We start from the raw sequence: 23,806 nt of genomic DNA, 5'->3' as shown, positions 1-23,806 counted from the left end.
CGAATGGAGCGGGCAGTGTGTTGCTGGCCGTCCGGCCTCGGGTACAACGGCGTATCAAGGGAAGCGGGCAAACAGAAAAGGGCATCAAACGGCGACAGAGACCACGGTCCACGGAATCGACGCTTTGCCGCTTATCTCGCTCGCCTGTGCGCGTTTCCGATAAATAGGCGGGTTCCTATAGGCCCGCGCCCCAGAGGTTTATCAGCGGGCGTCTATGGCCAAAACCGAATTTCCGGAAAACAGTGGCAGCGGAGCGGAGCCGCCTTATGGACAGCGCAGCCCTTCACAGTGTTTGACGATGGGGTCCGGGCACGGTAAGACGGATGGATGTTCTATAAGCTAGAAAACAAACGGCCGGTCCAGTGCGCGACCGGTCAGGAATGGGCGGAATGGTATGAAGCTTCCGTCAAGTCAGGGGAACGGGTCGTCGCTCGTGATGAGCTGGATGGCGCTCTGATTTCCACCATCTTCACCGGCCTCGATCCGAACGGAACGAATACAGACACGCCGCTCCTGTTCGAAACGGCCTTTTTCTTCGACGGCAAGTCAACGGGCGTTGCGATCCGGTCGGCATCCTGGGAACAGGCCGAACGCGAACACCGAAAGATTGTTTTCAAGGCCAGGACTGAAGCGGCGCTGAGCGGCTGACCGGTTTATAAGAAACTGAGCATCGTCGGCATGGGGCCATGCCGCACTGATCCGCGTCCAGAAGCTTTTCTCGCCACACTCAACGACGTACCAGGCGATGAGACTGGGTGCGTCTTTGGGCGTTACGACGGCAGACTGTTCGTTGCATTTCATGATGAAGTTCTTTCTGTTCTTCGTTTCGACGCGCCGAGATTGAAAAGATTGAACTGGACTACAAATAGGTATAAGATTTTATACTAAGATGGCGAAGAAACTGAAAGAACAGAAAGCAGCTCCTGCGCCGGTCGTTGCGGCCCCACCGAAAGAGAAGGGAATCGACTGGAAAGGCTCAAGCCTGAAGGACCTTCTGGGTTTTCCTGAAGAGGTCCGCCGGGAGGCTGGTTTCCAGCTCGGAAAGATTCAGAACGGAATAGACCCGGATGATTGGAAGCCTTTCGAAAATATTGGGGAGGGCGTTAAGGAAATCCGGATCAAGGACGCAGCCGGGATCTTCCGGGTGATGTACGTGGCGAAGTTCGAGGAAGCAATTTACGTCCTGCATTGCTTCCAGAAGAAGACCCAGGCGACCTCTCAGCCGGATAAAGACATTGCGATTGCGCGATACAAGGCGGTCGTGCAGGAAAGGAAGAAAAAATGACCAAGATCGATACGGAAACGCGCCATCGCACCAAGCCGGGCGCGAACATCTTCGAAGAGCTGGGTTTCGGCAAAGCCGAAGCCAAAGCGCTGAAAGCCGATCTCGACTCGGAAATCAACGCGGCGAGAGCGGTTAAGGTCCAGCTTATGGATGAGCTGACGGCTTGGATCTCAGCCAATCACTACAAGCAATACGAGGCGGCGGAAATCCTGAAGGTCGCGCGTCCGCGCGTGACCGACGTGGTCAACAAGAAAACATCGAAGTTCACCGTCGACATGCTGATCACGCTCCTTGCGCGCGCGGGCAAGGAAGTCCACCTCACGGTGGGCTAGAGCGTGGCGCGGGAAAGCGAAGTCTCCAAAGCAATCTACAAACGTCATATCCGGCTCTACCGCCATCTGAACGATGCATGGATCTTCACGGAACTGCTGAGGCCTGACCTTGAAGAGAAGGCAGAAGAGCTTTTAAATTCCGACAGTAAGGAAAAGAAGCCCTATCAAGTTCCAAAACACAGCGGTTTCGTCGTCAGCAAGCGGCTCGACAACGACATCGGCGCGATCTTTTCGGCGCAGCATGAGCGAGGAATTTTCGAGACCAACATTGTGTCGTTGGTGTCGCGGGTCGAAGCGTTCATACAAGACAGCGTCGCCACGGTAGCATGCGCGTTTCCGAAGAAACTTTCGATACTTGCCGAGAAAAACGGTATCCCGCTTGATCTGTTCCTCGAACATGAGAGCAGGGAGGATGTAATCCGGCGCTTCGTCGCACAACGGTGCGAGGGATTGATGTTCGGGAAACCAAGGGAGTATCTCGATAAAGCGGCAAAGGTTCTGGCCATCGAGCTGGACGACGCGACAGTGAAGGCCTTCATCGAAATCAAGGCCTCCCGGGACATCATCATCCACAGTAGCGGCCAGATCAATCTTCTGTATCTCGAAAAGGTGGGCGATCTCCGGCGTGGCGAGGTTGGCCAAGAATTAGTCATCGACCAAGACTACTTCCGGCATGTGATCGTCACCCTCAAAGAACTCTCCGGATCGATTCAGTCGAAAACGGAAGAGGTCTACAAGTAAGGCTCCGCCCTCGTCGCTATCAGGTCGTAAGCATATTGCTAGCGTGCTAGCGAGGGGCTTGTACAAGGACGGCCGTCTATAGGCCGGACATGCACAAAGCGGCTACGTTTGCCCTAGAAGCTGGATTATGGCGTTCCCAGGAACGGTTCTGGCGCTTTATACTCCGCCGAGACGCCAATTGGAGGCTTCCGATGCCCAACCCGAATTCGCCTGTGTCCGCTTTCGTTGCGCCCACGGTCACGGGCGGCGCTTCGTCCTCGGACCTTGGACAGATGTTCAGACAGCAGCGGGACATGCTGAACAGCGCCCAGCACGAGAAAAACACGAATGTGCTGCTGCAGGATGTCTTGAAGCTTTTGCACAACCATCTTGTCATTGCCGAAAAAATCGACCTAAATGGATCGGCGCGGCACGACGAAAACATCAGAAAGTCCGAAGAATTGGAAAACAGCATCGACCGGAACCGCAAGTTTCTGACAGCCGAAGTCAATCGGCTGAGCGCCAATGTCGACCGGCTGCAATCGAGTTTCGGCAAGCTTCAACAAAGCGTCGAGCAGCGCATGGCGACAAAAGAAGAAGTCGCATCGCTTCGCATCGAGATGAACGCGTCCTTCCAGTCTGTCATGGAAAAGATGGACGCGGCGGAAGAACAACGCCGCATTGACATGGCGGCGATGCGCGAACAAGTGCAGCTGTTCCTGGAACAGAATTCCCTTTAACGGGGGGACTATGCCAAAACGCGGCCGCGCTTTTGGTACCAAAGACGACTACGAGCATCTCAGCGTCGATGGCGACGGGCTCTATTGGCACGGTAAGAAGCTCAAGGCCGGAGGCATGACGACGGCCGAGAAAATCGCGTTTGCGGCTTTGCTCACCACAGCCATCCTCACCATCGTCGTCAATCTCGACAAGATTGAAGCGCGGGCCTGCGAGATTCATCAATTTGCTTATTGCCCGGCGCCTGTGAAAGTCGGTTCCCCACCCGCTCCCGCGAAACAGCAGGGCTGATATACGAAGACAGGGGACCGCTTGCTCCTTGCTAGCAGAGTAATAGCAAATTGCTATCGCCGTGCGTATCAGGAGATATGTCCGGTTGCATGAGCAGCCGGACAATTTTGAAACCGCTACAACAACGGCAGCTGGTCCGGCTGTTTGCCGTAAATGAATAGATCGACGGCCGCCTTGTTGGCGTCGAAAAGCTTCTGTAGGCTCCTCGGCAGGCCGTTATAGGTATCGTTGGAATCATAGGTCGGCCAGTCCTTGGCGTTTCGCCATGGCCCGCCGTCCTTCCTCCATTCGTATTCGGTGCATGCCTTAACCCGGCCGGAAATATAGAAGTCGCGGATGATCAGCCGCCACTCGTGCTGCCCGATCTTCATCGGGCAGCTGACATGATAGATTTTCATCAGGCCGCCTCCTGCTGGGTGCTGACGCCCTGCAGGGAAAACAGGTAATCGCATGCCTGCTGCGCCTTGCTGGCAGCGGTGAAAATCGCGCGCTTGTCGGCTTTCAGCACGCTGAGCCAGTGATCGAGGTATGCCGCATGATCCTCGCGGATCTCCGGGCTGATGCCAAGCTGTGCGCACAGGAAGGCGGCGCCCATTTCAGCAATCAATTCCTCGGCGGCGTAGGCGTGATCGCCGAACCGCTTGCCCAGCTCGCGGTCGAGGCGGCTCTTGTGGCTTGTCCAGTGGGTCAGCTCATGGGCTTTCGTGGCTTCGTAGCTCTCCGCATTGGTGAAGCTTTCCGGGAGCGGCAGCTGCACGATGTCGAGGGCAGGGGCGTAATAGGCCTGATTGCCGCCATGGCGCACGGTCGCGCCGGTCTTCGCGAAAAACGCTTCCGCATGCTCGATCAGCTGCATCGGCTCCGCGTCGGGCAGGGTGTCCGGCGTCGTGACATAGCCGTCCGGCAGGTTTTCGATCTGCTCGACATTGAACACGGTGTATCCCTTCATGTAGGGAATTTCGCGTTCCACCTCGTCGCCGGCGTCGTTCTGTTCTGTCGTCGTCAGTTTGTTGGCGAAAACAACCAGTGATCCATGCTCGCCTTTGCGGACATTCGCGCCCAATTCCAAAGCCTGCTTGAAGGTCATCCACCGGTTGGACTGGTAGCCTTTCTCGATCGCTTCACCCCACAGCAGCAGAATATTGATGCCGCGATAGGGCACGCCGTTATGCCGCAAAGGCAGGGTGATGCCGGACGGGTTTTGTCCTGCCTTCCATGGCTTCGCCCAAGGCCTGACGCCTTTTTCGAGGTCGGCAATGATCTTGTCCGTCACGCGGGTATAGACGTCCGCTTGCGTCGTTGCATTGGCTTTCATGGCGGTTCTCCTTTAGGGCCTGGGGTTGATCGCGGTTTTGCTCGCGATTACCCCTGCCCGTCGGGCGCAGACCGGGGAGGCAATTGGAGGTGCGGGAGGGGAGGGAGGGGCATCACTCCGTCTGCACAAGCGCAGCGCGGAAGATGGGGATACCTTCCCTCCCGGTCGAAGACCTTGCGCCGGAAAGCGCCAGGGGCAGAGCCCCTTAGGCCCTTCAATCAAGCTGGCTTTTGACTTCGCGAAAGGGATCGTTACCGGATGGCCGAGACGCGTCTTTCAAGCGGCTCGGGGAGGCGGGAGCAGAGTAGAGCCCGGTCCGTCGACAGGCGGATTCGCTCAAGAGAAGCTGAAATTATTTTGATGAAAAACTTCAGTATCTATACTTGCCTACACATCGACCCGATGCCGGCGCATGACGGGAGACGCTCGTGAATGAGATCGAAGGAAATGGGTCTGGTGAAGAGTGGAGCTTCGAAACGTCGCTCATCGTCTCGGACGCCAGCCGGGAGTGGCTCCGGCTGCGCATCAAACAGTTGCGCCAGTTTCCGGAAATCAAGAAAGAGCTCACTTCTGAAAAATTATCAGAGCAATGCAAGGATCCAGCGGTCACAGCACAGACAATTCACGGCTTCATACGCGAAGATTCCCAAGCCCTAAACGACCGGTCCCACCAGGATCTCGTCCGGTATATCTGGAACAACCACTGGGGAACCGATCAGTGGCAGAAAGAAGGCGCTGCGCGCGAGCCTGCAGCCTTGTTTCACGCCTTGACGCACTTCCTCGGTACACATCAACAGTCGCTGAGCGAACTGTCCAGGGAAGCGCCAGGCCTCTATACCGTCTGGGCTCCATCGCTTCATCTTCCGGGCAAATACACGAAAGGGATGCTGTCCATTCGCCACGACGAAGATACGGGAGCGGTTGAGGTCACAGAAACCCATGTCTTTACCGGCTGGGATAACACCGCCAGCCTGAAAGAAGAGTTTTGCGGTTTTTTGATTAAGAAATCCCGCCACTATGTGATGTTCACGCGCCGGCGTGGAGGCCAGTCCGGACCGCCCCGGCTGACGATCATCGACAATACGCTGTCGGACCAGGCCCAAATTGTGGTGATGCAGGGGATGGTGACGGGATGCTACGGAGCGAACGTCTTGTTCAGTTCGCCCATCTACATCGAGCGCACTCAGGTTTCCACGGACGAGCTTACAAAAACGCTGGATATTACGGACGATATTCCGGAATCCGTCAAAATGAAGCTCAAAATCAGCTTCAGCGACAACGTTATTCGATTTTAATGTTGCGTTTGCGAACGAAAAGATGCTTCTGTAAATGGATCACACACCAGAAGAGGAGTGCTCTGATGTCCAGAGATAAGACGCATGCGACCACCCAGCAACATGACGAAGCCGGGTTGAAACGTCTTTGCACAGTGACGTTCGTCGCAGCGGTCGCGGGACTTGGGCTGGCGGCAGCGCTCGCAACGCATGATTGGAACGACGGAACCGCGAACGTTCAGGCCGGGCAGGGCGCTTCCCACCCGGCACAACACGCCCTTAATCCGGCGCCCGGCTATCGCTAACCGGAACGGAAACGGTCTTTCCATCCTGCTTCGTTTTTAGCTTTATCTTTTCGATGACGCAAACCGTTGCAACAGCGCCGATGAGGATAAAGAGAAGCAGGACGCCGTCACCGCTCCACAGAGCCGGAACCTTCGGGTTCTCGTAAAAGAACGTGACCGAGTGCGTGAACAGCCCTACCACGGCCGCGTACGGCAGGATTAGAAGATCGAGCGCCGCCATCCCTGGCTTTTGCTCGGGCATCGCGTTCGCAAATGCATCGTTCAGCAGCACAGCGGCAAACGGGGCAACAAGCGAAAAGGCGATGAGCTTCAAAATCGCTTCCAAGTCCTCCCAATTCTGCATGTCGAGGCGCATGCACGCGCCGTGGTTCCAGCCACAGATCCCCGCGCAGATGACGAGGGTGAACACAAGCGTCGGGAACGCCGTGTAGAACGTCACCTCAAGGGCGTCGTACTGGTACCACCTGTCCATCTCACCCGAAAGGGCGTTCTCGCCGGCAAAGCAGATTCCACCGATGGCAGGGGCGACGTACCAAAGCATCATGTCCCAGACGCCTCCATGCTGCCAGCCATGCAGCGCATAAGCTACGGCGCTGACAACCGTGATGGCTAGCGGTCCGACCAGTTGCAGGAAGCTGCCCCGTTCATTCTTTTTTAGTTGCATCAACAGCAACGTCACAGCCGGATGAATCAGGAAGGTTGCATAGGCGAACATCTGGTTGTGATTTTTAACGAGGCCGATCGTCATCATCACCGTGCATGTCACAAACGCCAGGCCGCGAAGCCATGCCAATGGCCTGACACTCCGCGGGTTGAGCCCCGTGCGATAAAAATCGCCTCGTGCGCGCCATTGCATCCAGACCAGCAACATGGCGAACGCGATCGATGCCCGCGCCAGCAGGTAGGTGTCAAGGCTCATGTGGTCAAGAAGCGACTTAACCGATCCTTCCGTGCTGCCGAAGATGAGTGCCGCCAGCACTGCCTTGGCATAGCCCGGAAGACCCCAGATCAGGTCGCCAAGTCGGCGACCGCAGCGAGCAATTCGGTTCCCTTTACCCATGACACACCTCGATTCGAGGCTTCAGGATAGCAATGGAAATCAAATTACCAGAAGCGCTTTTTCTTATATATCAATGACTTAGCTAATATTTAATTCGTTGAATTGCGCCGGATCGTCGAGGCGTTCACATTCGTGGTCGACGAAAATCGAAGAGACGTTGTGAAAATTCATAGCGTGCTTGTAGGCCCTGCTGGGACAGTCGAGCAAAAACCGCAAACGCTTGCGCTGTTGCTTCAATAGATCGGGTTTTTGGAACTCACAAGAAATTGCAACCGGTCGTAACTGTCTCGTCGCTAGTGAAGGCCGGGAGAAGCAGTCTTTTGCATCGCACCAGGGACAGCGCCGTTTAGCCATACCGTCTCGCTGTCTTTGCGAAAGAGATCGTTATGGTATGGCCGAGATGCTTCTAGGCGGCTCGGGGAGGCGAAGCCGAGTAGAGCCCGGTCCCGAATGGGATTCGCCCGGACATCTTTTAAGCACGCTGCGACAAACAACGCCTGGGCTCCCTTATAGTATTTCATAAGCCGAACGGGAGGCCGCGTTGATCAAGGAAATCTTGGAATTTGCGCTCAAGCCGGTCTTCACCCTGGTCGGCACTCTCGCCGGAAGGCATCTCGGTCTTTATCTGACGCACGGGGGTCCACTCCGGCTGCACACGAACTACACAGGCGTCCTTAAATTCAGGGATCGCACGACGGCACAGATTCATCTGGAGATCCCGAAGCCGGGCGCTCGCTTTCGCGGATCCATGACGACGAGCGAAGACGGAAAGCCCGTTCGGACATACGTCATCACCGGTTCGTTTAATTTCGACACGCTGACATTCGAGTTCCGCGCCAGTAATGAACGCCGGCCGAGCCGCGGCGCCGGAGCACTGAAGGTTACAAACGACAATCGCCGCCTGGAGGGCTACATCATCTATCGCCATGACACGCGAGATGAGGTGCGATCCATCCGCTGCGAATTAACGGCGAACGAATACCCGGCGTAGCGGCGCACGAAGATGAAATTGGTTGAAGTAGGCCCACGCCTCCCAGCCCCTGTAAGCCGGGCTGAAACGTCGCATCCAGCATGCGCAGAAGCTCCACAAGGCCTGCTAACCGTCCTCCGAGACCGCCGTTGGTTTGTATCTCAACGCATTAGCGAAAACGGTAAAAGCAGGGCTGGGCTGACGACGGCTTGGATAATAGAGGTGGTAACCGGACATCCGCATCGACCAGTCCGCCAATACGCGCACAAGTTTTCCAGTCGCGATGTCATCGCTTACAACGTCTTCCGGCAGGTATGCAAGGCCCAGCCCGGCGACGGCGCTGTCTAGTTGAAGAGTGATCGTATTGAACGAAAGCTCGCTTCCAGGCCGTACTTTGATCTCATGCCCGTTCTTGACAAAGGGCCAGGACCAGACGCCGCCGGACGTCGGCAGGCGCAGGGAAATGCAGCGATGCTCTCTCAGGTCGTTCGGGGTTAACGGTGTGCCATACCGTTCGAGATAGGCGGGTGCGCCGACGACCCATTGTTCGAAGTCGGGGCCGATCCGCATGGCCACCATGTCTTGCGCTACCTGCACGCCAAGGCGAATGCCCGCGTCAAAGCGCTCCGCCACGATGTCGGCCAGGCTGTAATCATTGATGACCTCTACGCTGATATCGGGATATTTGGGCAACAGCCTGGCCAGGGCTGGCACCAATATCTTCCGGGAAGCGTGCTCGACGGATGTTATCCGCAGGCTGCCGCCTGGCCTGTCCCGCACCGCGTTCAGCTCGGCGAGGCCATAAGCAATCCCCTCGAAGTGAGGGGAAACCGATCGGAGCAGCCGTTCGCCTGCCTCGGTCGTGGAGACGCTGCGGGTCGTGCGCATTAGAAGCCGGACTCCCAATCTCTCTTCGAGAGCCGTCATTTTCGCGCTTAATGCTGGCTGCGAGATCCCTAACTGTGCCGCCGCTCGCGTAAAGCTCTTGTTCGTCGCCACTGAAATGAATGCAGCAAGGTCGTCCAGGCTCTCCTTCATATTCATAACCCCTTCTTATAACGGCAAGAGGACTATGCCATCTAATCGTATGAGTTTCACAGTGCTAGATTGACAGTACGCACTTTGAAAACGCACATCCCCGGAGGGAAGACCATGCAACCACCACGTCACCCCGGTCTTCAATGCGACAGCCGCCGCACATTCCTGAAGCAATCCATTGTGCTGGGAGGGGTCGTTGCCGCAGAGCTCACTCTGGGTTTTGGTAAGGCGTTTTCAAAAGAAACCCACGCACAACCCGTAGAAGGACAAGTTATGAAACAGCGCTCATTAGGCGGATTGCAGGTCTCCGAACTCGGTGCCGGCTGTATGACATTCGCAGGTAACTACAATGCCCCGGTCTCGAAAGACGAAGCCGTAAAGACCATACGAACTGCTTTCGAGCATGGCATCACGTTCTTCGACACAGCCGAGGTCTACGGGCCGTATGTGAGTGAGGAGTTTGTCGGCGAAGCGGTTGCGCCATTCCGGGACAAGGTGCAGATCGCCACCAAATTCGGCTTTGCAATTGACGGAACGATTGCGCTGAACAGCCGGCCGGAGCATATCCGCAAAGTGGTCGAGGAATCGTTGCAACGCCTGCGAACCGATCACATCGATCTGTACTACCAGCACCGCGTCGATCCGGCCGTCCCGATCGAGGATGTCGCCGGCGCGATCAAGGATCTGATCAGCCAAGGGAAGGTGCTGCATTTCGGACTTTCCGAGGCGAGCGTAAAGACCATCCGTCGCGCCCATGCCGTGCAACCTGTCGCCGCGGTTCAGACGGAATACTCGCTATGGACCCGCAATGTCGAACTGAACGGGGTGCTGGCGACATGTAACGAGCTGGGTATCGGCTTCGTGCCGTGGTCACCGGTGGGGCAGGGGTTCCTGGCAGGCGCCTTCGACACGAACACTAAGTTCGACGAGAAAAATGACTTTCGGGCCGGGTTCCCTCGTTTTTCGAAGGAATTCATGAAGTTGAACATGCCAATCGTCGATTGGCTCAAGGAGTACGCAGCAACCAAAGGGGCGACGCCATCGCAGGTATCGCTGGCGTGGCTGCTGGCGAAAGGCCCCAATATCGTTCCGATTCCGGGGACGCGCACGGAAAGGCATCTGCTCGAAAACCTTGGCGCCCAACGCCTCCAATTCACAGCCGCCGACGTTCAGGAGATTGACACCAAGCTCTCGAAATTTCCTGTCTTCGGCGACAGAATGGGCAAAGACCATATGAGCCAGATCGACTACTCGGTTTGATATTGTCTTCACCAAAGGCGCACGATCACCAAACAGGCGGATGAGTAACCGCTACGGCCTGGCCCTAGTAAGAGCTCCGGCCCAGCCAAGTGCGGCTGGCCGGTACTGCTCTTGCTTGGATCCACAGCCATGTCCTGGGAGTGCGCTATGTGCTACGGAAAACCTGAGGAAATGCTGGCCGGTATCCTTGAAGCGAGGCCGCCTGAGCCGGACGAACTCGGACATACCGCGCTCGACGACTTCGATCACTTCTGCGCCTATGCCGGGTGCAACCCTGGCGAGGTGCCCCCCGAAGCCTATGCCTGGGCGAAGCTCGCATTTGTGAGCGCCCGACTGCCGGCTGCACGGCATGCTGCCGCCGATTGACGCTGCGGACCTGATGCTCGCGACGCTGACGCGGACGCCGTTCTCCCGCGCGGGCTGGATTTTCGAGATCAAATACGACGGCTACCGCGTCCTGATCCGAAAGAGCGGAGCTGCGGTCGAGCTGATTTCGCGCAACGGCAACCCGCTTAATCACTCTTTCCCGGACGTGGCCGACGCAGTGGCGGCCGTGCCTGGAAGTTTCATATGGGACGCCGAACTCACGGTCTATGAGGAGAATGGACGCCCGTCCTTCGAGCGGCTGCAGGGCTGCGCCCGGATGCGCATACAGAGGAATGTCCAAGCGGCCGCGCGCGAAAATCCGGCCCGGCTTTACATCTTCGATCTCCTTGCCGCAGGTCAAAGCGACCTTCGCAAGCTGCCGCTCGGGGAGCGAAAGCGCGCACTGCGCGATAGTTTTGACGACACGCGCGTGTTGGTCTGCCCGAAGGGCATTGTCGCAAACGGGGAATGGGTGTTCGAGCAAGCGAGCCTTCTAGACCTGGAAGGGATGATCGCGAAGCGCCTCGATTCTCCTTACCAGAGCGGCCGGTCACGGGACTGGCTGAAAATCAAGAATGCCGCCTACAGCCGCCCTGCCGCGCTTGGCTGGGGCAGCTCTGCCTAGCGCTCGATGCTAGAAACCTGCTTCTAACTGCTAGCTAGGGATCTCGCGGCGATCGATGCGTAGGCAGCCTGGGGCGTTTGGGCTTCCGCAAGGCTACCGCTGTTTGTCGACTCGATGTACCCTATTTAGGGGGTTCTTTTTGCTGGTTTTCGGTTGAACTGTCTCGGCGAAATTGATCAATAGCGCCGGCAGCCCCTTCGGGAAGTTTGTAATCCTCTTTCAAAGGCCCGGGGCGGCAAAGAATTGCACCGCAATCCTTATCGGGCGGTTGTGGCTGAGAACGTGAAGCTGCAGGAGGCGCATTGGTTGGAGGACTTGCCTGCCCTGCGGCACCTGGCGCTTGTACCTGCTGGGCGAGCGGAATAGCACGATAACCAATAACGACAGGATTGGAAAATACCCGCTCCACGCGGATGCCCGACGTCGACCCAGAGATAATCTGCGCGGAAACTCCCGCGAATTTTTGCTGTTCGAACCCCGTGGCTTGTTGCGTTAAAAGTTCCAGCAATGAATTTAATTTGGCTTGCTGGTTCGCTTCGTCAGTACCGCTTCCAGCTCCGGCTCCAGCTCCAGCTCCAGCTCCGGCCCCAGCTCCCCCCCCTGCTGCAGCTCCGTTACCGGCTTGTTTAGCCTGGGCTGCTTGTGAATCAGATACTGTTTTTGCCAGATTTTGCAACGTGGCACTACGCGTGGTGTTGGCCGGCGCATCAAGCTTCGCTGATAGCCGGCCTGCCGCACCTTTTGCAAACGAGAAGTTAACGCTAATTGCATATGCGGCATAAATCTCGGTGATACCGACTATTTTGGCAACTCCACCAGTGCCGCATTGAGGCGTGTAAGAACGTTTGAGTTGCTCTGACCAAGGCCAGAATGCTGACCCTAGATCACTCTGGATTTTTTGATATATCTCGTGTTGGCCAGCCACAAATGGAACGCCGTAGGAACCTGCTGCAGGAATATTGATGGATATCGAAGCGACGTCGTCGCTCGAAAGGCCCAACCCCGCGAGCACAACGCCGGCGGGGACTAAAGCGCTTGCTTGAAAAGAAGTAATCGACGTCGAGAAGAATTCTGGCAAAGAAACGTTGCGCAGCACGAATTTATGGTCTGTGTCGACAATGTCAGCGTTCGATGGCATTGCGCCGATACTGTTCGGATCAGCAAGGGCGCCTTTAATACCTTGTTGCTGCGTTAAGCCCGGCAAGCGCACGGACGCTGCGTAGTTGCTTTTAATCAACGACGTGAGGTCCAAGCGGGCAAGCCAGATGGACTGTGGCGCTGGGCCGGAATTATCCTTACTGACACTAGAGTCTGATGGAAAATCACAAACGAGATAAAGGTCGCCGACCTGGAGATCCTCCCGTGGCGGGAAGACAGGGTAAATTTGGTAGGCCCGAAGCCGGTCGCTCCACTGCGTTGCCAAAGTACTTGGATTGACGACCGGCCCAGAGCACGCTGACAGGAACAAGATACTGACTGCAACATTGAACACGCGCTTCTTCGTTTTCATCGCGGCTCTCCGGGGTTTCTTTATGAAGGATTACTATCTAATTTTCGCGGTCCTATAACGTTTGCAGGCTTCTTGCTGACACTGGATCATATGTCACGATTTTCGGTGTAACCAGTTCTTGACCTAGCATTAAGCCGCCATTTTGCCCATCTCAGTCGGTTCGAAATGTGGACTGCCTAACTCGACATCTCCGACGGAAGGCCGGCACCTTGTTATTGCCGCTAGACGCACAGCAATTCCTTCCAGGACGTTGTGTAGCGCGGGCTGATGAAATCCTTCCGCAACGCCCAGGCGGGCTGATGGCCCATGGTGGCGAAGGTTACGGTCCCCCGGCCAAAGCGGGCATTGAGTCTATCGAGCGCCTGCATCCGCGCGATTGTCTTCGGATCGTCAGGTGCGTCGAACAGGCTGGCCTGAACCGTCCGGGCGGGAACCAGGTTCTGCAGCATGACGCCCGCCTTCTTGTAGGCGTGGCCGGGCCGGAAAAGCGTATCGAGCACCTGAAGCGCAGCCCGGTTCAGCTTTCCAGTGTCGGCCGTCGCGACGGGCAGGGTAATCGCCCGTTCGGCGGCATATTGCCGGTCTTGCGGCCGGTAACGGTCCGTGTGAATGAAGACGACCACACGGCCGCAGGCTAGATCCTGGCGGCGCAGCTTCTCGGCGGCCCGCGCCGTGAAGCTTGTCACCGCCTCGTCCAGCTCTCGCCGGTGCGAGACGCGTTGGCCAAAGGACCGCGATGCCAGGATCATCTTGCGATCAGGCGGTGCCTCCTCAAGGCTGATGCAGGGGACGCCCTGAAGCTCCAGAACCATGCGCTCCATGACGACGCTCGTGTGCATGCGCACAAACTTGGCGTCGGCGCTGCGGAGATCAAGCGGGGTCCGGATGCCGATGGCGTGCAGTCGCTCCGCCATGCGGGTCGCAACGCCCCAGAGGTCCGTCAGCTCGACCTTCGCAAGCGCGGCCTCCTGATCGGCAGCCGTCAGCAACGCCATGACGCCGCCGCTCTCCGGCGCCTTCTTCGCGGCGCGGTTGGCGAGTTTGGCGAGGGTCTTGGTCGGGGCAATGCCGACGGACACCGGGATGCCGGTCCATTGCAGCACGGTCGCGCGCAGCGCCCGGGCGTGCGCGTCGAGTCGATTTTCGAAGCCAGCGAGGCCAAGAAAGGCCTCGTCGATCGAATAAATCTCAAGCTCGGGCGTGAAACCCTCCAGCACGCGCATCACGCGGGCGCTGATGTCGCCGTAGAGCGTGTAATTGCTGGAACGGACGATCACGCCTTGCGTGTCAACGCGGGCGCGGCAGATATGCCATGGCTCGCCCATCTCGATTCCGAGCGCCTTGGCTTCGTTCGAGCGGGCGACTACGCAACCGTCATTGTTCGAAAGCACGACGACCGGACGTCCGCGCAACGCGGGCTGGAACAGCCGCTCGCAGCTGGCGTAGAAGTTATTGCAATCGACAAGGGCAACAGGGTCCGGCACGGTTAAAGCATGCGGATGGCGTTTTTGACGACACCCCATACCTCGAAAGCGGTCTCTTCGGCGATAACCAGGTCGCGGAAAGCCTTGTTTTCTGGTTGGAGCGTGACGCTCCCGGCTTTCAGCCGATAGCGTTTGATCGTGAACTCGCCGTCAATAAGTGCAAGCACGACACAGCCATTGAAGGGCGTCAGGGAGCGGTCGACGACCGCGATATCGCCGGGAAACAGGCCTGCGCCCGTCATGCTTTCGCCCGCGATCCGCACAGCGAAGGTCGCGGCGGGATTTGAGATCAGCAGCTCGTTGAAATCGAGCGGGCGGTCGAGATAATCGTCCGCCGGGCTGGGAAAGCCGCAAGCGGCTCGCGACGCGACAAACGGGACAGCCAGCCGGGTCCCAGAATGCACGGGCAGGAAAGTCAGCCGGTCGCGCGCGCTCATGACAGTCCGCCTCTCCCGGCAGGCGCGGTGCGCCTGCCGGCGTTTTTAGCCGGGTCTGTTCTTGGTACGAGATTACCGTCAGGCCGTCCCATTTGAATCCTCCTCTGAAGGAGAACGAATGTAGAACAGGTACGACGAAATATGGTTGCGTTGTGAGTTTGCAGGGCGGATCGCCCTGCAACGTGTTGGTTTACTTTTTCTTCTTCAAATAGGCTTCGACATCAACCGCCATAACGCCGACGGCCTTAACAGCGGCCTTCAGCTGGTCGTGGGTGCAGCCGAACTTGTCGCTCCAGTAACGCAGTTCGTAATCTTCATGGACGTTGATGCGACTCCGGTCGGCCGGTCCGCGGTTGTTTTTATCATCAGACATTGGATTCTCCTAGGTTGAAGCAAACAAACGAACATTGCGAAAAAAGCATTCCGTGTGGCGTTTACCGTCCCTGATGATCACGGAGCTGCAGACTACAACACGCAAGCAGCAGAGACAGGATAAACCGGCATACTCAAAACCCTACTGCCGCAGACTTAATTTTTCCCACTGAATTGTCGTATATTTTGGCGTTTACCATATATATTCGCAGATACTTCTTATCTGCTACGATCCTCCCGTAATTTCACAGGGAGAACGATATGAAACTTGTAATTTTCGAAGGCACACCAGAAGAGCTGCAGTCAGCCAGTTCTTTTCTCAACCTTGGCACCCAAGCTGTCGGAGGCGTCACACCAAAAGTGGCAGACGCGACTGACGCCGCGCCATCCACGGCGGTAGAACCGGTTGCTTTGACGGAAGATGTCGCGAAAGCGTTTCTTACGCGTCGCCCACTGCCGAAAACGCAGAAAGACGTGCTCCGCGTGATCAAAAAGGCCAGGAACGCCGGGGTAACAACATCAGAATTGGCTAGGGAGCTTGGTTGCGCCGACGACATAGTCAAAGGCGCTATGCGCGCTTTTGGCAAGCGTGCAGCTCATACGGAAGGATGGCCGAAGAACCGAAAGGCCTTTAAACGAACGTGGGAAGGGAAGGAAAATCGCTACCATCTGCTACCTGAGGTTCGCGCCGTGCTTGAAAGCGGCGCAGTGCCCCTCTAGTCATAGAAAGCCCCCGGCCTGAGAGCCGGGGGCTTCTTGCTACGGTCAGAAGATCACCGCAGCAATTCAGGGAGCCAATCCGTTTCGGAAACTTCACGTTCCGCGAGGATGGCAAGTTCGGTCTTTTTCAGTTTCTCCCATCCCGGTGCACCAGGAGCGCCACGGGCAGCTTCGAGATCGGACAGGATCATGGTCTTGCTGATTCTCCCGAAATATCCGTCTGCGCTTGGGCTGTACCAGTTCGCCATGTTGAGATCGAGCGCTTTCGCCAAGGCTGCGCCAAAGGCAACGCCGCTCCGGTTCTGCTCGGTTTTCGTTACGACCGTATCGACGCCGTAAGCGGCAGCAACGGCCAGAACGTCCATCAGGTCATCCCGGGACGCGGACAGGCACCATTCCCACAGGTCGGAAGCGTTGCCCGGCAGAAGCTCGCCGATGCGTTCGCGCTCGGCTTCGAGGGCAACAACGGCGGCGACCGTCTCATAGCCTTTCAACGAGCGCTCAAGGCTGCGGACGACCATCACGGTCTTAAGACCCTTGACCCGGTCGGCATAGAACGCCGATAGGGCGATGGCGTGAACGACAGCCGCCAAAGCCACGTCCGGGGATCGAGCGAGCTCAATCCGCAAGGCTGCCGTTTTGTGCGCCGTAAGATCCTCGATCAGTGAGGCGGGTAGGGAGGCTGGTCCTTTTGGTGTCTCAACCGGCGCTTCTGTATCGATCTCTTCGAACGCGGGCGCGTCCTCTGCCCGGATGAGGCCAAACTCCATGACGGCTTCACCCTGATGATCGACCGTGATGATGACGCCGGACGATGCTTTCACTGCGTCACTCCAGATTTCAGGCATCTCCTCGATTTCTGCAATGCGCTGTTCCGCCGCGTTGTACCGCTCAAGGTCCCCATCGCCGGAGGAATAGGCAAGATCGGCGCAGATGGATTCCAGCTCCTCCAGCTCATTTTCCAGTGCTTCGTCGCGAGCTTCCGGGTCAGCCTGCTCAAACGCCTGACGGTCTTCCCAACCGAAGGAAACCCGGCCTTCTGCCCATTTCCAGCCTTCAGCTCTAATCGTATCGGCCATGGACTGCAGTTTCTCGTGGAACAATCGGTCGAGCAGGGGGACGTCTGTGCAGTATCCGCCGCCTTCTGCCGCGAACAGATCACGTTTCACGCTTCCGCCTGCCGCTTCATAAGCGTCCAGCCCGACGAACCGCACACGCCTATCGTGTGTCGGGACGTCGCCTTGCGTCAGCATCTGCCGGATCGTCCGCGCATCGCTCTTCTGCCAGCCGGACAGACCCGCCCAGACGCTTTCCTGCACATCACGATCATCGGTGACGGTAAAAGCCTGCAAGGCCTCTAAATCCGTCTCCCCTTGCCGGTACGCTTCAAGAATGACGGGCGAGACCTTCCCAAGGGAAAGCCGTTTTCTGACAACCGTTTCCGAGACGCCAAAACGCGCTGCGATTTGCGGCACAGTCTGACCGTTGTCCACCAGATCACGCCATGTTTCGAACTGGTCGGCCGGATGCATCGCTACGCGCACCACGTTCTCCGCCAAAGACAATTCAGCAGAATCAACATTGTCCATGGGCATACGGCATGGAATAGCCGCCGTCTTTTCAATGTCTCCCATCTTCGCCAGCATCTTCAACGCCGCAAGCCGTCTGCCGCCTGCAATGACGACAAACGTGCCCTTGGCCCCGCTTTGGATGGTGAGCGGGTTCAAAAGCCCGTGCGCCTTGATCGACGCTGCCAGCTCTTCGATCCCTGAATCCGCGCCTGTTTTACGTACGTTACCCTCCCACAAAACCAGTTTGTTGAGGGCGATTTCTCTCGTTTCGTATTGGGCGCTCATCTTCTTTCTCCTGTTGCTAAAGGGTTGCGCATGCAACCCTTTAGCCCAAGCGGCAATGAGCGGGGGGAAGGGCATCTAGGACCGGCGCCGGCGAGGGGTATCTCCCGGTTTTTTGCACTTGCGAAAAATGGGGGATACGACGGCGACGCGCTTGCGTCCAGTCCTTGATGACCTGGGGCCGGCAGGCCCCTCTTTTCTATCTCCTATTTCTGAGAGAACGTTCTACCGCTGTCCTTCTGTCAGGTCGTAGAACCACTGGCGGCGGCCGTCAAAGCCGAGGCGGATCGTTCCCGTCTCGTCGTTGCGGGACTTAGCGATGATGACTTCCGCCTTGTCTTTTTCGGCATCGAGCTGCGTCGACCAGTCATGCTGACGGCCATAGAATGCGTCGTTCTTCTCGCCGGCCTGCCGACGCGGCTCGTCGCGTTCGAGATAGTAAAAATGGCGATAGACGAACATCACGACATCGGCATCCTGTTCGATTGCGCCGCTGTCTTTCAGGTCGGCCAAAGTTGGCCGTTTGTCCTCGCGGTTTTCAACGCCGCGGTTCACCTGGGCCAGCAACAAAACCGGGACTTTGAATTCCTTGGCTATCGCCTTCAAGGTGCCCGTGATCTCTTCCAGCTGATATGTGCGGTTCTGGCTTTTGCTGTCGGACTTGATCAGGGCGAGGTGGTCGACGATCAGGAAATCGGCGCCGTGTTTCCGCTGATGCCGCCTGAATCGGGTGCGGATCTGATGAACCGTGAGGGCAGGGGTCTCGTCGATCGCGAAGGACAGGTTCTGAAGTTCCTGGCCCGCCTGGATCAGGTGCTTCACGTCATCGGCCGAGGGTCTCTGAATCTGCTGCTTTGCGGTAATTCCGGTTTCGCGGGCAAGCGGGCGTCGCGTCAGCCCTTCATCGTCCATCTCGAGCGAATTCATGAGGACGGTTTTCCCGGCCTTTGCCACGTTTATCCCGATCGTGATCGCAAGTGCGGTCTTACCCATGGAGGCCCGACCGCCCAAGATGTAAAGGTTGCCAGGCTCGAGCCCGCCGATCTTGGCGTCGAGCGCGTGGATGCCCGTCTTGATTCCTGTCTCTATGCCTTCGAAAGCGGCGGCGCTGCGCTCAAGGGCCTTGCGGATGCCCTCTCGGATCGGAACATAGCCGCTTTCCGCCTGCTGGCCCTGCACAATCTCGTACAGCCGGGCTTCCGCGTCTTCGATGCAGTCGGCCGCCGATCGCTCGGCGTCAATTACTTGAGCGTCTCCGATGATTTCCCGTGCGGCCGCAACAATCTGCCGGCGACGCCATAGATCACGGATCTGCTCGGCGTAATGCCGCGTCTGACTTGGCAGGCCAAAGCCAGAGAGGAGGTCAACCAACACTTCCTTTGGCGATTCGTCGACGAAGGCTTGAGGATCGAGAGCGGGCAGAATTGTCGTTGCTGACGCGAATCCCTTTGCGCTCATTTCCGCGACCAACGCACGGTAGATTTCTGCTGCCTGACGGCTTGCAAAGTGGTCAGGATCGAGAAAATCTGAAATCTCCAAAATCTGATCGGGCGATTGGAGAAGAGCGCATAAAACAGCTCGTTCAATCTCGATATTAAATATTTCGGGCGTGCTTAAACCCATGTCGCTCATCGCAATATCCTTTGTTATCACGGACTATGTTTCAAGCAGAGGACGCCGTAAACGATATTTTTCTCTTCCTCACAATCAGCCAGGAAGGATGGCCCGCGTCGTTCAGGAGCTGCGGGAGGAACGCGAAAAGCGGGAAATCACGTTGCAGCAGCTCGGCGCGACCTGTGGAGTTAGTCGTACAGGTATCGGCTTGATCGAAAAAGGCAATCGCTCGCCTTCACTGCTAAGTCTGATCCGCATTGCAGACGGATTGATTATCAGCCTTCCTGATTTAATCAGTGCAAGCCTTGAAACGTCCAGGCCATCGAAGTCTTAAGATGGATCGCCGTAAAGTCGTCCTTCCCTCGAAGGCATCTTGGGGCTGTTGCTCTATCCACATCAGGTTGAGGAAGTACTCGGACTTATATTAGCAATCGACGGGATACGAGGTACCTAGCGACGGGTTGCCCAAAAAGGATGAGTCGTATGAAAAACTTAGTATTTATTAATGAAGGATTATAAGAAGATTAGTCGCGTTTCGCTGCACTGCCAAATACATGATTTTCAAAGACAAAGAAGCTGTTCGCGAAGAATTTCAGTACCTCCTGTCCCGTGATTCGGGTACCTCCGGTCCCGTGGTTAGCGTACTTCCCATCCCGTTTCGGTACCTCCAGTCCCGTTAGCTGGTACCTCCCATCCCGTTAGGTGGTACCCCCCATCCCGTGTCCTGCAAAGAAAGTGCGACAGATTGACAAATTACCGGGTAAAACGGCCGGCTGGAAAGGACGAAGGAGTGAATCAGCCTCACGCGAACGCGGGATACGAGGTTTCTTGGTACCTCCCATCCCGTGGGGTGCGGGTAAAATCTGAAGAATAGGTTGCCGTTCCAGGGCGAATCGTGCCTGGGTACCTCGCATCCCGTCAGGAGGAGCGGTTAGCAAGGTGCCGTTGCTGTGCCGGCGTTGGTGTCCGATCAACATTGACGAGATCGTTTTCGATCTTCCAATCGTTGATAAAGCCGAAGGTTTTGAGCTCTTCCAACCGATCCTGCAGGTTCTGCTTGAACTTCTTCACAGTGGCCGAGCTGCCGCTCAGATTGCGCAGAAATTCGACGGTGACAGGATAGGGTCGCGCATGGCTGCTGTAGTAGAGCTGGAGCCATTGGGCGAGGGGCTTGCCGCGAAGAAGTTTGCGGCGGTCGAAGTCGACAGTCGTGAAGCCTCGTTCGAACAGTTTAATCAGGTGGCGTGGCAGTTCAACGCAGTAGCCGCCGGTCGTCAGGTCCGCGGCGCCGCTCGGGAGAAGTGATCCCCAGAACACGCGTTCGCCATTCTTATCCATGATCTTGACCGATGTGGCGGTCAATTGCTGAAACGTCCGATCGAGCCATTGGTGATCGGAACGGCCCGTGCTGCGTCCGATGATCTTGAGCAGCTTGTGCGCCGAGAATCGGACGTTGTTGCCTTCATGAAGGCCGCGCGCAACGTGCATGACGCCTTCGAACACATCCAGATGGGTTTGATCGAGGCGTTGGCCTGTGAAGATGATCTTGTAGCCGTCCTGGCAGCAAATCTCTTCGTTTTCGAGATAGGTGCGGTGGCGTGACTGAATGGCGGAAAACAGGGCGGAGCGAATGACTTCATTCGGGAATCCGCGATGAGGGTCCGGCCAGAACGGAAGCTGGTAGACCTTTGCCGCCTCGTGCTTGGCAATGGTCTTTTCCAGATTTGCGAGTATGTTCGCTACAGGTTTAGCCGACATGACCCTTATCCCTCATCGTTTCCATGCTACATGACCCTTTTTTCTGGGCAAGATAAATCTTCGGTGCGCTTTACGACAGCTTCTAAACGACGCAGGAGCGCATCGCATAATTCAGGCACCATGCATGCGCTCAAAGCGGTCAGCCCTGCAGCAGCCAGAAACGCTGCCTTATGCAAGCCGGACCAGCCAAACGCGATGACCGGAAGCGCTACGAGGGCAGGGATCGCCACCAGGGCGGATAGGAAACGCAATGGCCGCCGCATCAAACGCAGTATCAGGATCACCAGAAAACATATGGCCGGTAGTGTCGCACGCCTGGCGTGAGCAATAACAGTTTTCAAATGGTTCGACCGCTTGACCGCAACTGCCGGCCGAATCGGGATCACCTGACCCATATCTGCCTCCTATGAAATCCTGAACTCCTCGATGTCGCGGCCTTCGGCGACGTACTTCCTTAACCAGTCTGGCTTTCGGCCCCGGCCCGACCAGGTGTTGAACTGGTTTGCCGGATCCCGATATTTCGGCCCTTCTTCTGCCTTGCCCGCCAGTGTGGATAGGTCGATGTTGTGTTGATGCGCCAGTTCGACAATCTGCTTCCGTGCGTCGCGCGCCCTCCGGGAAGCCCGCTTGCGCGTCTCCGTCTCGACCAACTCCCTCATCTGGGTCAGCTGCTCGTCGCTCATCGTCTCAATCTGCGAGGCAAGGTCTGTAGGGCCTTTGCTTGACATTCGATTGGCTTCCTTGGATTATATGTCAAATCTTAAAATTTGATCCGATACTTCAGAGAAATGGAGGCCGACAATGGCGCAAATGCGTACCGTGGCGGCTGCGCTCTGTCTTGCCTTGGCGGTAAGCGGGCAAGCAAAGGCCGACAGCACCTCTGCGTGTGGAGCGGTGCTGTGCTTGGCCGGAGAAATGATCGGCCACGGGGGCGGCAGTGCGTGTACGGGCTACATGGCTTCCTATTTCTCGATCATCAGCTGGCGGCACGGCCATATGGATCTGGTTGCGACAGCCGCAAACCGGATGAACTTCCTGAATCAATGCTCGACACAGGACTCGGCCGTTAAAGTCGCCGTCAATGACAAGTACGGAACGCAGCAAAGCGCACCATAGCGAAGTGCGGCCGTGCTTAAATCGATCCCCATTGTAGCGGCCCTTATTGGCCTCCTGGCCGTGTCATCCGCCTACGCCGACGATTTCGAAGGTCTGGCGGAGCAATGCGCCCCGAATATCCACGTCCGAACCCTTTCCGCGCTCGTCCGGCAGGAGTCCGCAGGCAATCCCTTCGCGATCAACGTCAACGGATCGAAGCCTTTATCTCGGCGGCCAGAGAGCCTTTCTGAAGCCCGGATCGTTGCCGCTGACCTTCTGGCTCACGGCGTGAACTTTGATGTCGGGCTGGGGCAAATCAATTCCGCGAATTTCCGCTATCTCGGCATGTCAGCCGATGAGCTGCTTTCTCCATGTTCGAACCTCAAGGCCGCCGCCTACCTGTTATCAGACTGCTATCAACGTGCTAGTGCGTTGCAGGGCGAAGGTCAAAGCGCCTTGCATGCCGCGCTGTCCTGTTACAACACGGGGTCTTTCAAGAAGGGAATTGCGAACGGCTATGTCCAGAAAGTGGCTGCGCACGTTACCCTTCCTGTTCCTGAGCTGCTGCCGCTCGGGCAATCTGAACCCCGACAAACAGCCCCTGTCATGCGCAAGCCAGTGCAGGCAGGGGAGCCGGACGCTTTCTCCGCCTCTGGCGATGCTGACGCTTTCGCTGAAACACAAGAGAACGGTGCCACGGACATAAAAACATCAAAACCATAGTTTTGATTGTGAATTATCCGTAATGCCGCTACCATGTGGCTCAGTGGCCTTGTTAAATCGCCTGCGGTTCGAGAGCAGCCATCAAGACAGGACCCACCAATGCGGAATAGACCAGTCCCGACCGGGATCGCGCTGCAAAACGTCGATGGAGCGTTTGAGGCAGGGCAGGCGGTCAACATCAGGATCATCGGGGAGAGCCCGAAATCATGGATGTTCACCTTTGATGTCGCTGACCCTGTGACCGGCAAACCCCAGGAATTCACGTTACTGACGCAACGCGGCCAAGTCCGCTACTGGTCCGATCCCCGCAATCTCTTGCAGTTTCTGGCTGACCGCTACGGTGTGGCGGAAGGCTCATTCATCCTGCTTGGTGGGGGCGAACATGAAGAAGGTGAAAGCGGTTGAAGCGGCTCTTTTCGTAGCTTTTCTGGCTGTCGCCGGGGCGGCCAATGCGGCAGGCCTCGACCAGGCCGGTACGGTTCTCAATCTGTTCAAGGCCAGCCTGACGACGATCATTCCCGTGGTAGCGACGCTTGCGCTGATGCTCTGCGGGCTGTTCTATGCCATGCGGATGATGCACAAGGATACGTTCGTGCATTGGTTCGTCGGCATTCTCATCGTTGGCTCGGCAACGGAAATCACGGCGCTGATCGTCGGGTGA

At 57.0% G+C, this 23,806-nt stretch carries 30 protein-coding genes; 17 read left to right on the top strand and 13 right to left on the bottom strand.

Features of this window, described 5'->3' with window-relative positions:
• The first annotated feature begins 327 nt into the window (after window positions 1-327).
• The 6 genes from LDZ28_RS32580 to LDZ28_RS32555 all read left to right on the top strand — a co-directional run bounded on the left by LDZ28_RS32580 (window position 328) and on the right by LDZ28_RS32555 (window position 3,366).
• Window positions 328-648, top strand: coding sequence for a hypothetical protein (locus LDZ28_RS32580; protein ID WP_244832485.1), 321 nt, complete (start codon window positions 328-330; stop codon window positions 646-648).
• Window positions 649-889: 241 nt separating this feature from the next.
• A complete protein-coding gene (locus tag LDZ28_RS32575; protein ID WP_244832484.1) occupies window positions 890-1,285 on the top strand; it encodes a type II toxin-antitoxin system RelE/ParE family toxin in 396 nt (131 codons plus the stop codon).
• A complete protein-coding gene (locus tag LDZ28_RS32570) occupies window positions 1,282-1,617 on the top strand; it encodes a helix-turn-helix domain-containing protein (protein ID WP_244832483.1) in 336 nt (111 codons plus the stop codon). The genes LDZ28_RS32575 and LDZ28_RS32570 overlap by 4 nt, the downstream gene beginning before the upstream one ends.
• A 3-nt stretch (window positions 1,618-1,620) precedes the next feature.
• Window positions 1,621-2,358: a hypothetical protein gene (locus LDZ28_RS32565; protein ID WP_244832482.1), complete on the top strand. Its 738-nt coding sequence runs from the start codon at window positions 1,621-1,623 to the stop codon at window positions 2,356-2,358.
• Between the two features lie 191 nt (window positions 2,359-2,549).
• A complete protein-coding gene (locus LDZ28_RS32560; RefSeq protein ID WP_244832481.1) occupies window positions 2,550-3,077 on the top strand; it encodes a hypothetical protein in 528 nt (175 codons plus the stop codon).
• A gap of 10 nt (window positions 3,078-3,087) precedes the next feature.
• Complete coding sequence (locus LDZ28_RS32555) at window positions 3,088-3,366, top strand: hypothetical protein (RefSeq protein ID WP_244832480.1); 279 nt, start codon at window positions 3,088-3,090, stop codon at window positions 3,364-3,366.
• A gap of 116 nt (window positions 3,367-3,482) precedes the next feature.
• On the opposite strand, the gene LDZ28_RS32550 is transcribed toward LDZ28_RS32555, so the two are convergent.
• Window positions 3,483-3,764 carry a hypothetical protein gene (locus LDZ28_RS32550; RefSeq protein WP_244832479.1) on the bottom strand — a complete coding sequence of 94 codons (282 nt, stop codon included), beginning with the start codon at window positions 3,762-3,764 and terminating at the stop codon, window positions 3,483-3,485.
• Window positions 3,764-4,681 carry an ArdC family protein gene (locus LDZ28_RS32545; protein WP_244832478.1) on the bottom strand — a complete coding sequence of 306 codons (918 nt, stop codon included), beginning with the start codon at window positions 4,679-4,681 and terminating at the stop codon, window positions 3,764-3,766. The genes LDZ28_RS32550 and LDZ28_RS32545 overlap by 1 nt, the downstream gene beginning before the upstream one ends.
• A gap of 428 nt (window positions 4,682-5,109) precedes the next feature.
• Here LDZ28_RS32545 and LDZ28_RS32540 point away from each other — a divergent pair, with 428 nt between their 5' ends.
• Window positions 5,110-5,976, top strand: coding sequence for a hypothetical protein (locus LDZ28_RS32540; RefSeq protein WP_244832477.1), 867 nt, complete (start codon window positions 5,110-5,112; stop codon window positions 5,974-5,976).
• Between the two features lie 258 nt (window positions 5,977-6,234).
• Here LDZ28_RS32540 and LDZ28_RS32535 read toward each other — a convergent pair whose 3' ends face one another.
• Entirely contained in the window at window positions 6,235-7,320 is a 1,086-nt protein-coding gene (locus LDZ28_RS32535) for a hypothetical protein (protein ID WP_244832476.1), read from the bottom strand.
• A 541-nt stretch (window positions 7,321-7,861) separates the two neighbouring features.
• On the opposite strand from LDZ28_RS32535, the gene LDZ28_RS32530 reads away from it, so the two are divergent.
• Window positions 7,862-8,311, top strand: a complete 450-nt coding sequence (locus LDZ28_RS32530) for a hypothetical protein (RefSeq protein WP_244832475.1) — start codon at window positions 7,862-7,864, stop codon at window positions 8,309-8,311.
• 105 nt (window positions 8,312-8,416) lie between these two features.
• On the opposite strand, the gene LDZ28_RS32525 is transcribed toward LDZ28_RS32530, so the two are convergent.
• Window positions 8,417-9,334, bottom strand: coding sequence for a LysR family transcriptional regulator (locus tag LDZ28_RS32525; protein ID WP_244832474.1), 918 nt, complete (start codon window positions 9,332-9,334; stop codon window positions 8,417-8,419).
• A gap of 267 nt (window positions 9,335-9,601) precedes the next feature.
• Between LDZ28_RS32525 and LDZ28_RS32520 the strand changes: the two genes are divergently transcribed.
• The 3 genes from LDZ28_RS32520 to LDZ28_RS32510 all read left to right on the top strand — a co-directional run bounded on the left by LDZ28_RS32520 (window position 9,602) and on the right by LDZ28_RS32510 (window position 11,579).
• On the top strand, window positions 9,602-10,588 hold the full coding sequence (locus tag LDZ28_RS32520; RefSeq protein ID WP_244832532.1) for an aldo/keto reductase: 987 nt from the start codon (window positions 9,602-9,604) through the stop codon (window positions 10,586-10,588).
• A 171-nt stretch (window positions 10,589-10,759) separates the two neighbouring features.
• Window positions 10,760-10,954, top strand: a complete 195-nt coding sequence (locus tag LDZ28_RS32515; RefSeq protein ID WP_244832473.1) for a hypothetical protein — start codon at window positions 10,760-10,762, stop codon at window positions 10,952-10,954.
• Window positions 10,938-11,579, top strand: a complete 642-nt coding sequence (locus tag LDZ28_RS32510; protein WP_244832530.1) for a DNA ligase — start codon at window positions 10,938-10,940, stop codon at window positions 11,577-11,579. The genes LDZ28_RS32515 and LDZ28_RS32510 overlap by 17 nt, the downstream gene beginning before the upstream one ends.
• A gap of 121 nt (window positions 11,580-11,700) precedes the next feature.
• On the opposite strand, the gene LDZ28_RS32505 is transcribed toward LDZ28_RS32510, so the two are convergent.
• The 4 genes from LDZ28_RS32505 to LDZ28_RS32490 all read right to left on the bottom strand — a co-directional run bounded on the left by LDZ28_RS32505 (window position 11,701) and on the right by LDZ28_RS32490 (window position 15,383).
• Window positions 11,701-13,089 (bottom strand): hypothetical protein, encoded by a 1,389-nt coding sequence (locus LDZ28_RS32505; protein ID WP_244832529.1) that lies wholly within the window; start codon window positions 13,087-13,089, stop codon window positions 11,701-11,703.
• A 221-nt stretch (window positions 13,090-13,310) separates the two neighbouring features.
• Window positions 13,311-14,573 carry a Y-family DNA polymerase gene (locus LDZ28_RS32500; protein WP_244832528.1) on the bottom strand — a complete coding sequence of 421 codons (1,263 nt, stop codon included), beginning with the start codon at window positions 14,571-14,573 and terminating at the stop codon, window positions 13,311-13,313.
• Between the two features lie 2 nt (window positions 14,574-14,575).
• A complete protein-coding gene (locus tag LDZ28_RS32495; RefSeq protein ID WP_244832527.1) occupies window positions 14,576-15,010 on the bottom strand; it encodes a LexA family transcriptional regulator in 435 nt (144 codons plus the stop codon).
• Between the two features lie 190 nt (window positions 15,011-15,200).
• A complete protein-coding gene (locus tag LDZ28_RS32490; RefSeq protein WP_244832526.1) occupies window positions 15,201-15,383 on the bottom strand; it encodes a DUF3606 domain-containing protein in 183 nt (60 codons plus the stop codon).
• 260 nt (window positions 15,384-15,643) lie between these two features.
• Between LDZ28_RS32490 and LDZ28_RS32485 the strand changes: the two genes are divergently transcribed.
• On the top strand, window positions 15,644-16,102 hold the full coding sequence (locus LDZ28_RS32485) for a hypothetical protein (protein ID WP_244832525.1): 459 nt from the start codon (window positions 15,644-15,646) through the stop codon (window positions 16,100-16,102).
• Between the two features lie 53 nt (window positions 16,103-16,155).
• Here the strand turns inward: LDZ28_RS32485 and LDZ28_RS32480 are convergent, their stop codons facing one another.
• The gene (locus tag LDZ28_RS32480; protein ID WP_244832524.1) at window positions 16,156-17,958 is read right to left on the bottom strand and encodes a ParB/RepB/Spo0J family partition protein; all 1,803 of its coding nucleotides are present in this window, start codon (window positions 17,956-17,958) and stop codon (window positions 16,156-16,158) included.
• Between the two features lie 222 nt (window positions 17,959-18,180).
• Entirely contained in the window at window positions 18,181-19,587 is a 1,407-nt protein-coding gene (locus LDZ28_RS32475; RefSeq protein ID WP_244832523.1) for a DnaB-like helicase C-terminal domain-containing protein, read from the bottom strand.
• On the opposite strand from LDZ28_RS32475, the gene LDZ28_RS32470 reads away from it, so the two are divergent.
• Window positions 19,577-19,903 carry a helix-turn-helix domain-containing protein gene (locus LDZ28_RS32470; RefSeq protein ID WP_244832522.1) on the top strand — a complete coding sequence of 109 codons (327 nt, stop codon included), beginning with the start codon at window positions 19,577-19,579 and terminating at the stop codon, window positions 19,901-19,903. The genes LDZ28_RS32475 and LDZ28_RS32470 overlap by 11 nt on opposite strands.
• Before the next feature lie 584 nt (window positions 19,904-20,487).
• Here LDZ28_RS32470 and trfA read toward each other — a convergent pair.
• From trfA to LDZ28_RS32455, 3 genes are read right to left on the bottom strand one after another with little or no spacing between them, the layout of a single operon-like run.
• Entirely contained in the window at window positions 20,488-21,327 is an 840-nt protein-coding gene (gene trfA / locus LDZ28_RS32465; RefSeq protein ID WP_244832521.1) for a plasmid replication initiator TrfA, read from the bottom strand.
• A gap of 26 nt (window positions 21,328-21,353) precedes the next feature.
• Entirely contained in the window at window positions 21,354-21,722 is a 369-nt protein-coding gene (locus tag LDZ28_RS32460) for a hypothetical protein (RefSeq protein WP_244832520.1), read from the bottom strand.
• Window positions 21,723-21,731: 9 nt separating this feature from the next.
• Window positions 21,732-22,055 carry an H-NS histone family protein gene (locus tag LDZ28_RS32455; protein WP_305038198.1) on the bottom strand — a complete coding sequence of 108 codons (324 nt, stop codon included), beginning with the start codon at window positions 22,053-22,055 and terminating at the stop codon, window positions 21,732-21,734.
• 73 nt (window positions 22,056-22,128) lie between these two features.
• Between LDZ28_RS32455 and LDZ28_RS32450 the strand changes: the two genes are divergently transcribed.
• The 4 genes from LDZ28_RS32450 (at window position 22,129) to LDZ28_RS32435 (ending at window position 23,806) form a co-directional block, all read left to right on the top strand.
• Window positions 22,129-22,443, top strand: coding sequence for a TrbM/KikA/MpfK family conjugal transfer protein (locus LDZ28_RS32450; protein WP_244832519.1), 315 nt, complete (start codon window positions 22,129-22,131; stop codon window positions 22,441-22,443).
• Between the two features lie 12 nt (window positions 22,444-22,455).
• Complete coding sequence (locus tag LDZ28_RS32445; RefSeq protein ID WP_244832518.1) at window positions 22,456-23,145, top strand: lytic transglycosylase domain-containing protein; 690 nt, start codon at window positions 22,456-22,458, stop codon at window positions 23,143-23,145.
• 99 nt (window positions 23,146-23,244) lie between these two features.
• Entirely contained in the window at window positions 23,245-23,550 is a 306-nt protein-coding gene (locus tag LDZ28_RS32440) for a KorA protein (protein WP_244832517.1), read from the top strand.
• Window positions 23,528-23,806 (top strand): TrbC/VirB2 family protein, encoded by a 279-nt coding sequence (locus LDZ28_RS32435; protein WP_244832516.1) that lies wholly within the window; start codon window positions 23,528-23,530, stop codon window positions 23,804-23,806. Before LDZ28_RS32440 ends, LDZ28_RS32435 begins: the two co-directional genes overlap by 23 nt.

It is taken from the genome of Caballeronia sp. TF1N1, assembly GCF_022878925.1.
In the GTDB taxonomy this organism is placed as follows: domain Bacteria; phylum Pseudomonadota; class Gammaproteobacteria; order Burkholderiales; family Burkholderiaceae; genus Caballeronia.
This window is presented reverse-complemented; position numbering and strand designations above follow the sequence as displayed.

Coding starts and splice junctions, on each gene's coding strand:
- LDZ28_RS32560 (WP_244832481.1), top strand. CDS start 2,550: ATGCCCAACCCGAATTCGCCTGTGTCCGCTTTCGTTGCGCCCACGGTC.
- LDZ28_RS32440 (WP_244832517.1), top strand. CDS start 23,245: ATGCGGAATAGACCAGTCCCGACCGGGATCGCGCTGCAAAACGTCGAT.
- LDZ28_RS32525 (WP_244832474.1), bottom strand. CDS start 9,334: ATGAATATGAAGGAGAGCCTGGACGACCTTGCTGCATTCATTTCAGTG.
- LDZ28_RS32490 (WP_244832526.1), bottom strand. CDS start 15,383: ATGTCTGATGATAAAAACAACCGCGGACCGGCCGACCGGAGTCGCATC.
- LDZ28_RS32470 (WP_244832522.1), top strand. CDS start 19,577: ATGTCGCTCATCGCAATATCCTTTGTTATCACGGACTATGTTTCAAGC.
- LDZ28_RS32455 (WP_305038198.1), bottom strand. CDS start 22,055: ATGTCAAGCAAAGGCCCTACAGACCTTGCCTCGCAGATTGAGACGATG.
- LDZ28_RS32460 (WP_244832520.1), bottom strand. CDS start 21,722: ATGGGTCAGGTGATCCCGATTCGGCCGGCAGTTGCGGTCAAGCGGTCG.
- LDZ28_RS32555 (WP_244832480.1), top strand. CDS start 3,088: ATGCCAAAACGCGGCCGCGCTTTTGGTACCAAAGACGACTACGAGCAT.
- LDZ28_RS32435 (WP_244832516.1), top strand. CDS start 23,528: ATGAAGAAGGTGAAAGCGGTTGAAGCGGCTCTTTTCGTAGCTTTTCTG.
- LDZ28_RS32520 (WP_244832532.1), top strand. CDS start 9,602: ATGAAACAGCGCTCATTAGGCGGATTGCAGGTCTCCGAACTCGGTGCC.
- LDZ28_RS32505 (WP_244832529.1), bottom strand. CDS start 13,089: ATGAAAACGAAGAAGCGCGTGTTCAATGTTGCAGTCAGTATCTTGTTC.
- LDZ28_RS32515 (WP_244832473.1), top strand. CDS start 10,760: ATGCTGGCCGGTATCCTTGAAGCGAGGCCGCCTGAGCCGGACGAACTC.
- LDZ28_RS32510 (WP_244832530.1), top strand. CDS start 10,938: ATGCTGCCGCCGATTGACGCTGCGGACCTGATGCTCGCGACGCTGACG.
- LDZ28_RS32575 (WP_244832484.1), top strand. CDS start 890: ATGGCGAAGAAACTGAAAGAACAGAAAGCAGCTCCTGCGCCGGTCGTT.
- LDZ28_RS32495 (WP_244832527.1), bottom strand. CDS start 15,010: ATGAGCGCGCGCGACCGGCTGACTTTCCTGCCCGTGCATTCTGGGACC.
- LDZ28_RS32580 (WP_244832485.1), top strand. CDS start 328: ATGTTCTATAAGCTAGAAAACAAACGGCCGGTCCAGTGCGCGACCGGT.
- LDZ28_RS32450 (WP_244832519.1), top strand. CDS start 22,129: ATGGCGCAAATGCGTACCGTGGCGGCTGCGCTCTGTCTTGCCTTGGCG.
- LDZ28_RS32485 (WP_244832525.1), top strand. CDS start 15,644: ATGAAACTTGTAATTTTCGAAGGCACACCAGAAGAGCTGCAGTCAGCC.
- LDZ28_RS32535 (WP_244832476.1), bottom strand. CDS start 7,320: ATGGGTAAAGGGAACCGAATTGCTCGCTGCGGTCGCCGACTTGGCGAC.
- trfA (WP_244832521.1), bottom strand. CDS start 21,327: ATGTCGGCTAAACCTGTAGCGAACATACTCGCAAATCTGGAAAAGACC.
- LDZ28_RS32550 (WP_244832479.1), bottom strand. CDS start 3,764: ATGAAAATCTATCATGTCAGCTGCCCGATGAAGATCGGGCAGCACGAG.
- LDZ28_RS32475 (WP_244832523.1), bottom strand. CDS start 19,587: ATGAGCGACATGGGTTTAAGCACGCCCGAAATATTTAATATCGAGATT.
- LDZ28_RS32570 (WP_244832483.1), top strand. CDS start 1,282: ATGACCAAGATCGATACGGAAACGCGCCATCGCACCAAGCCGGGCGCG.
- LDZ28_RS32545 (WP_244832478.1), bottom strand. CDS start 4,681: ATGAAAGCCAATGCAACGACGCAAGCGGACGTCTATACCCGCGTGACG.
- LDZ28_RS32480 (WP_244832524.1), bottom strand. CDS start 17,958: ATGAGCGCCCAATACGAAACGAGAGAAATCGCCCTCAACAAACTGGTT.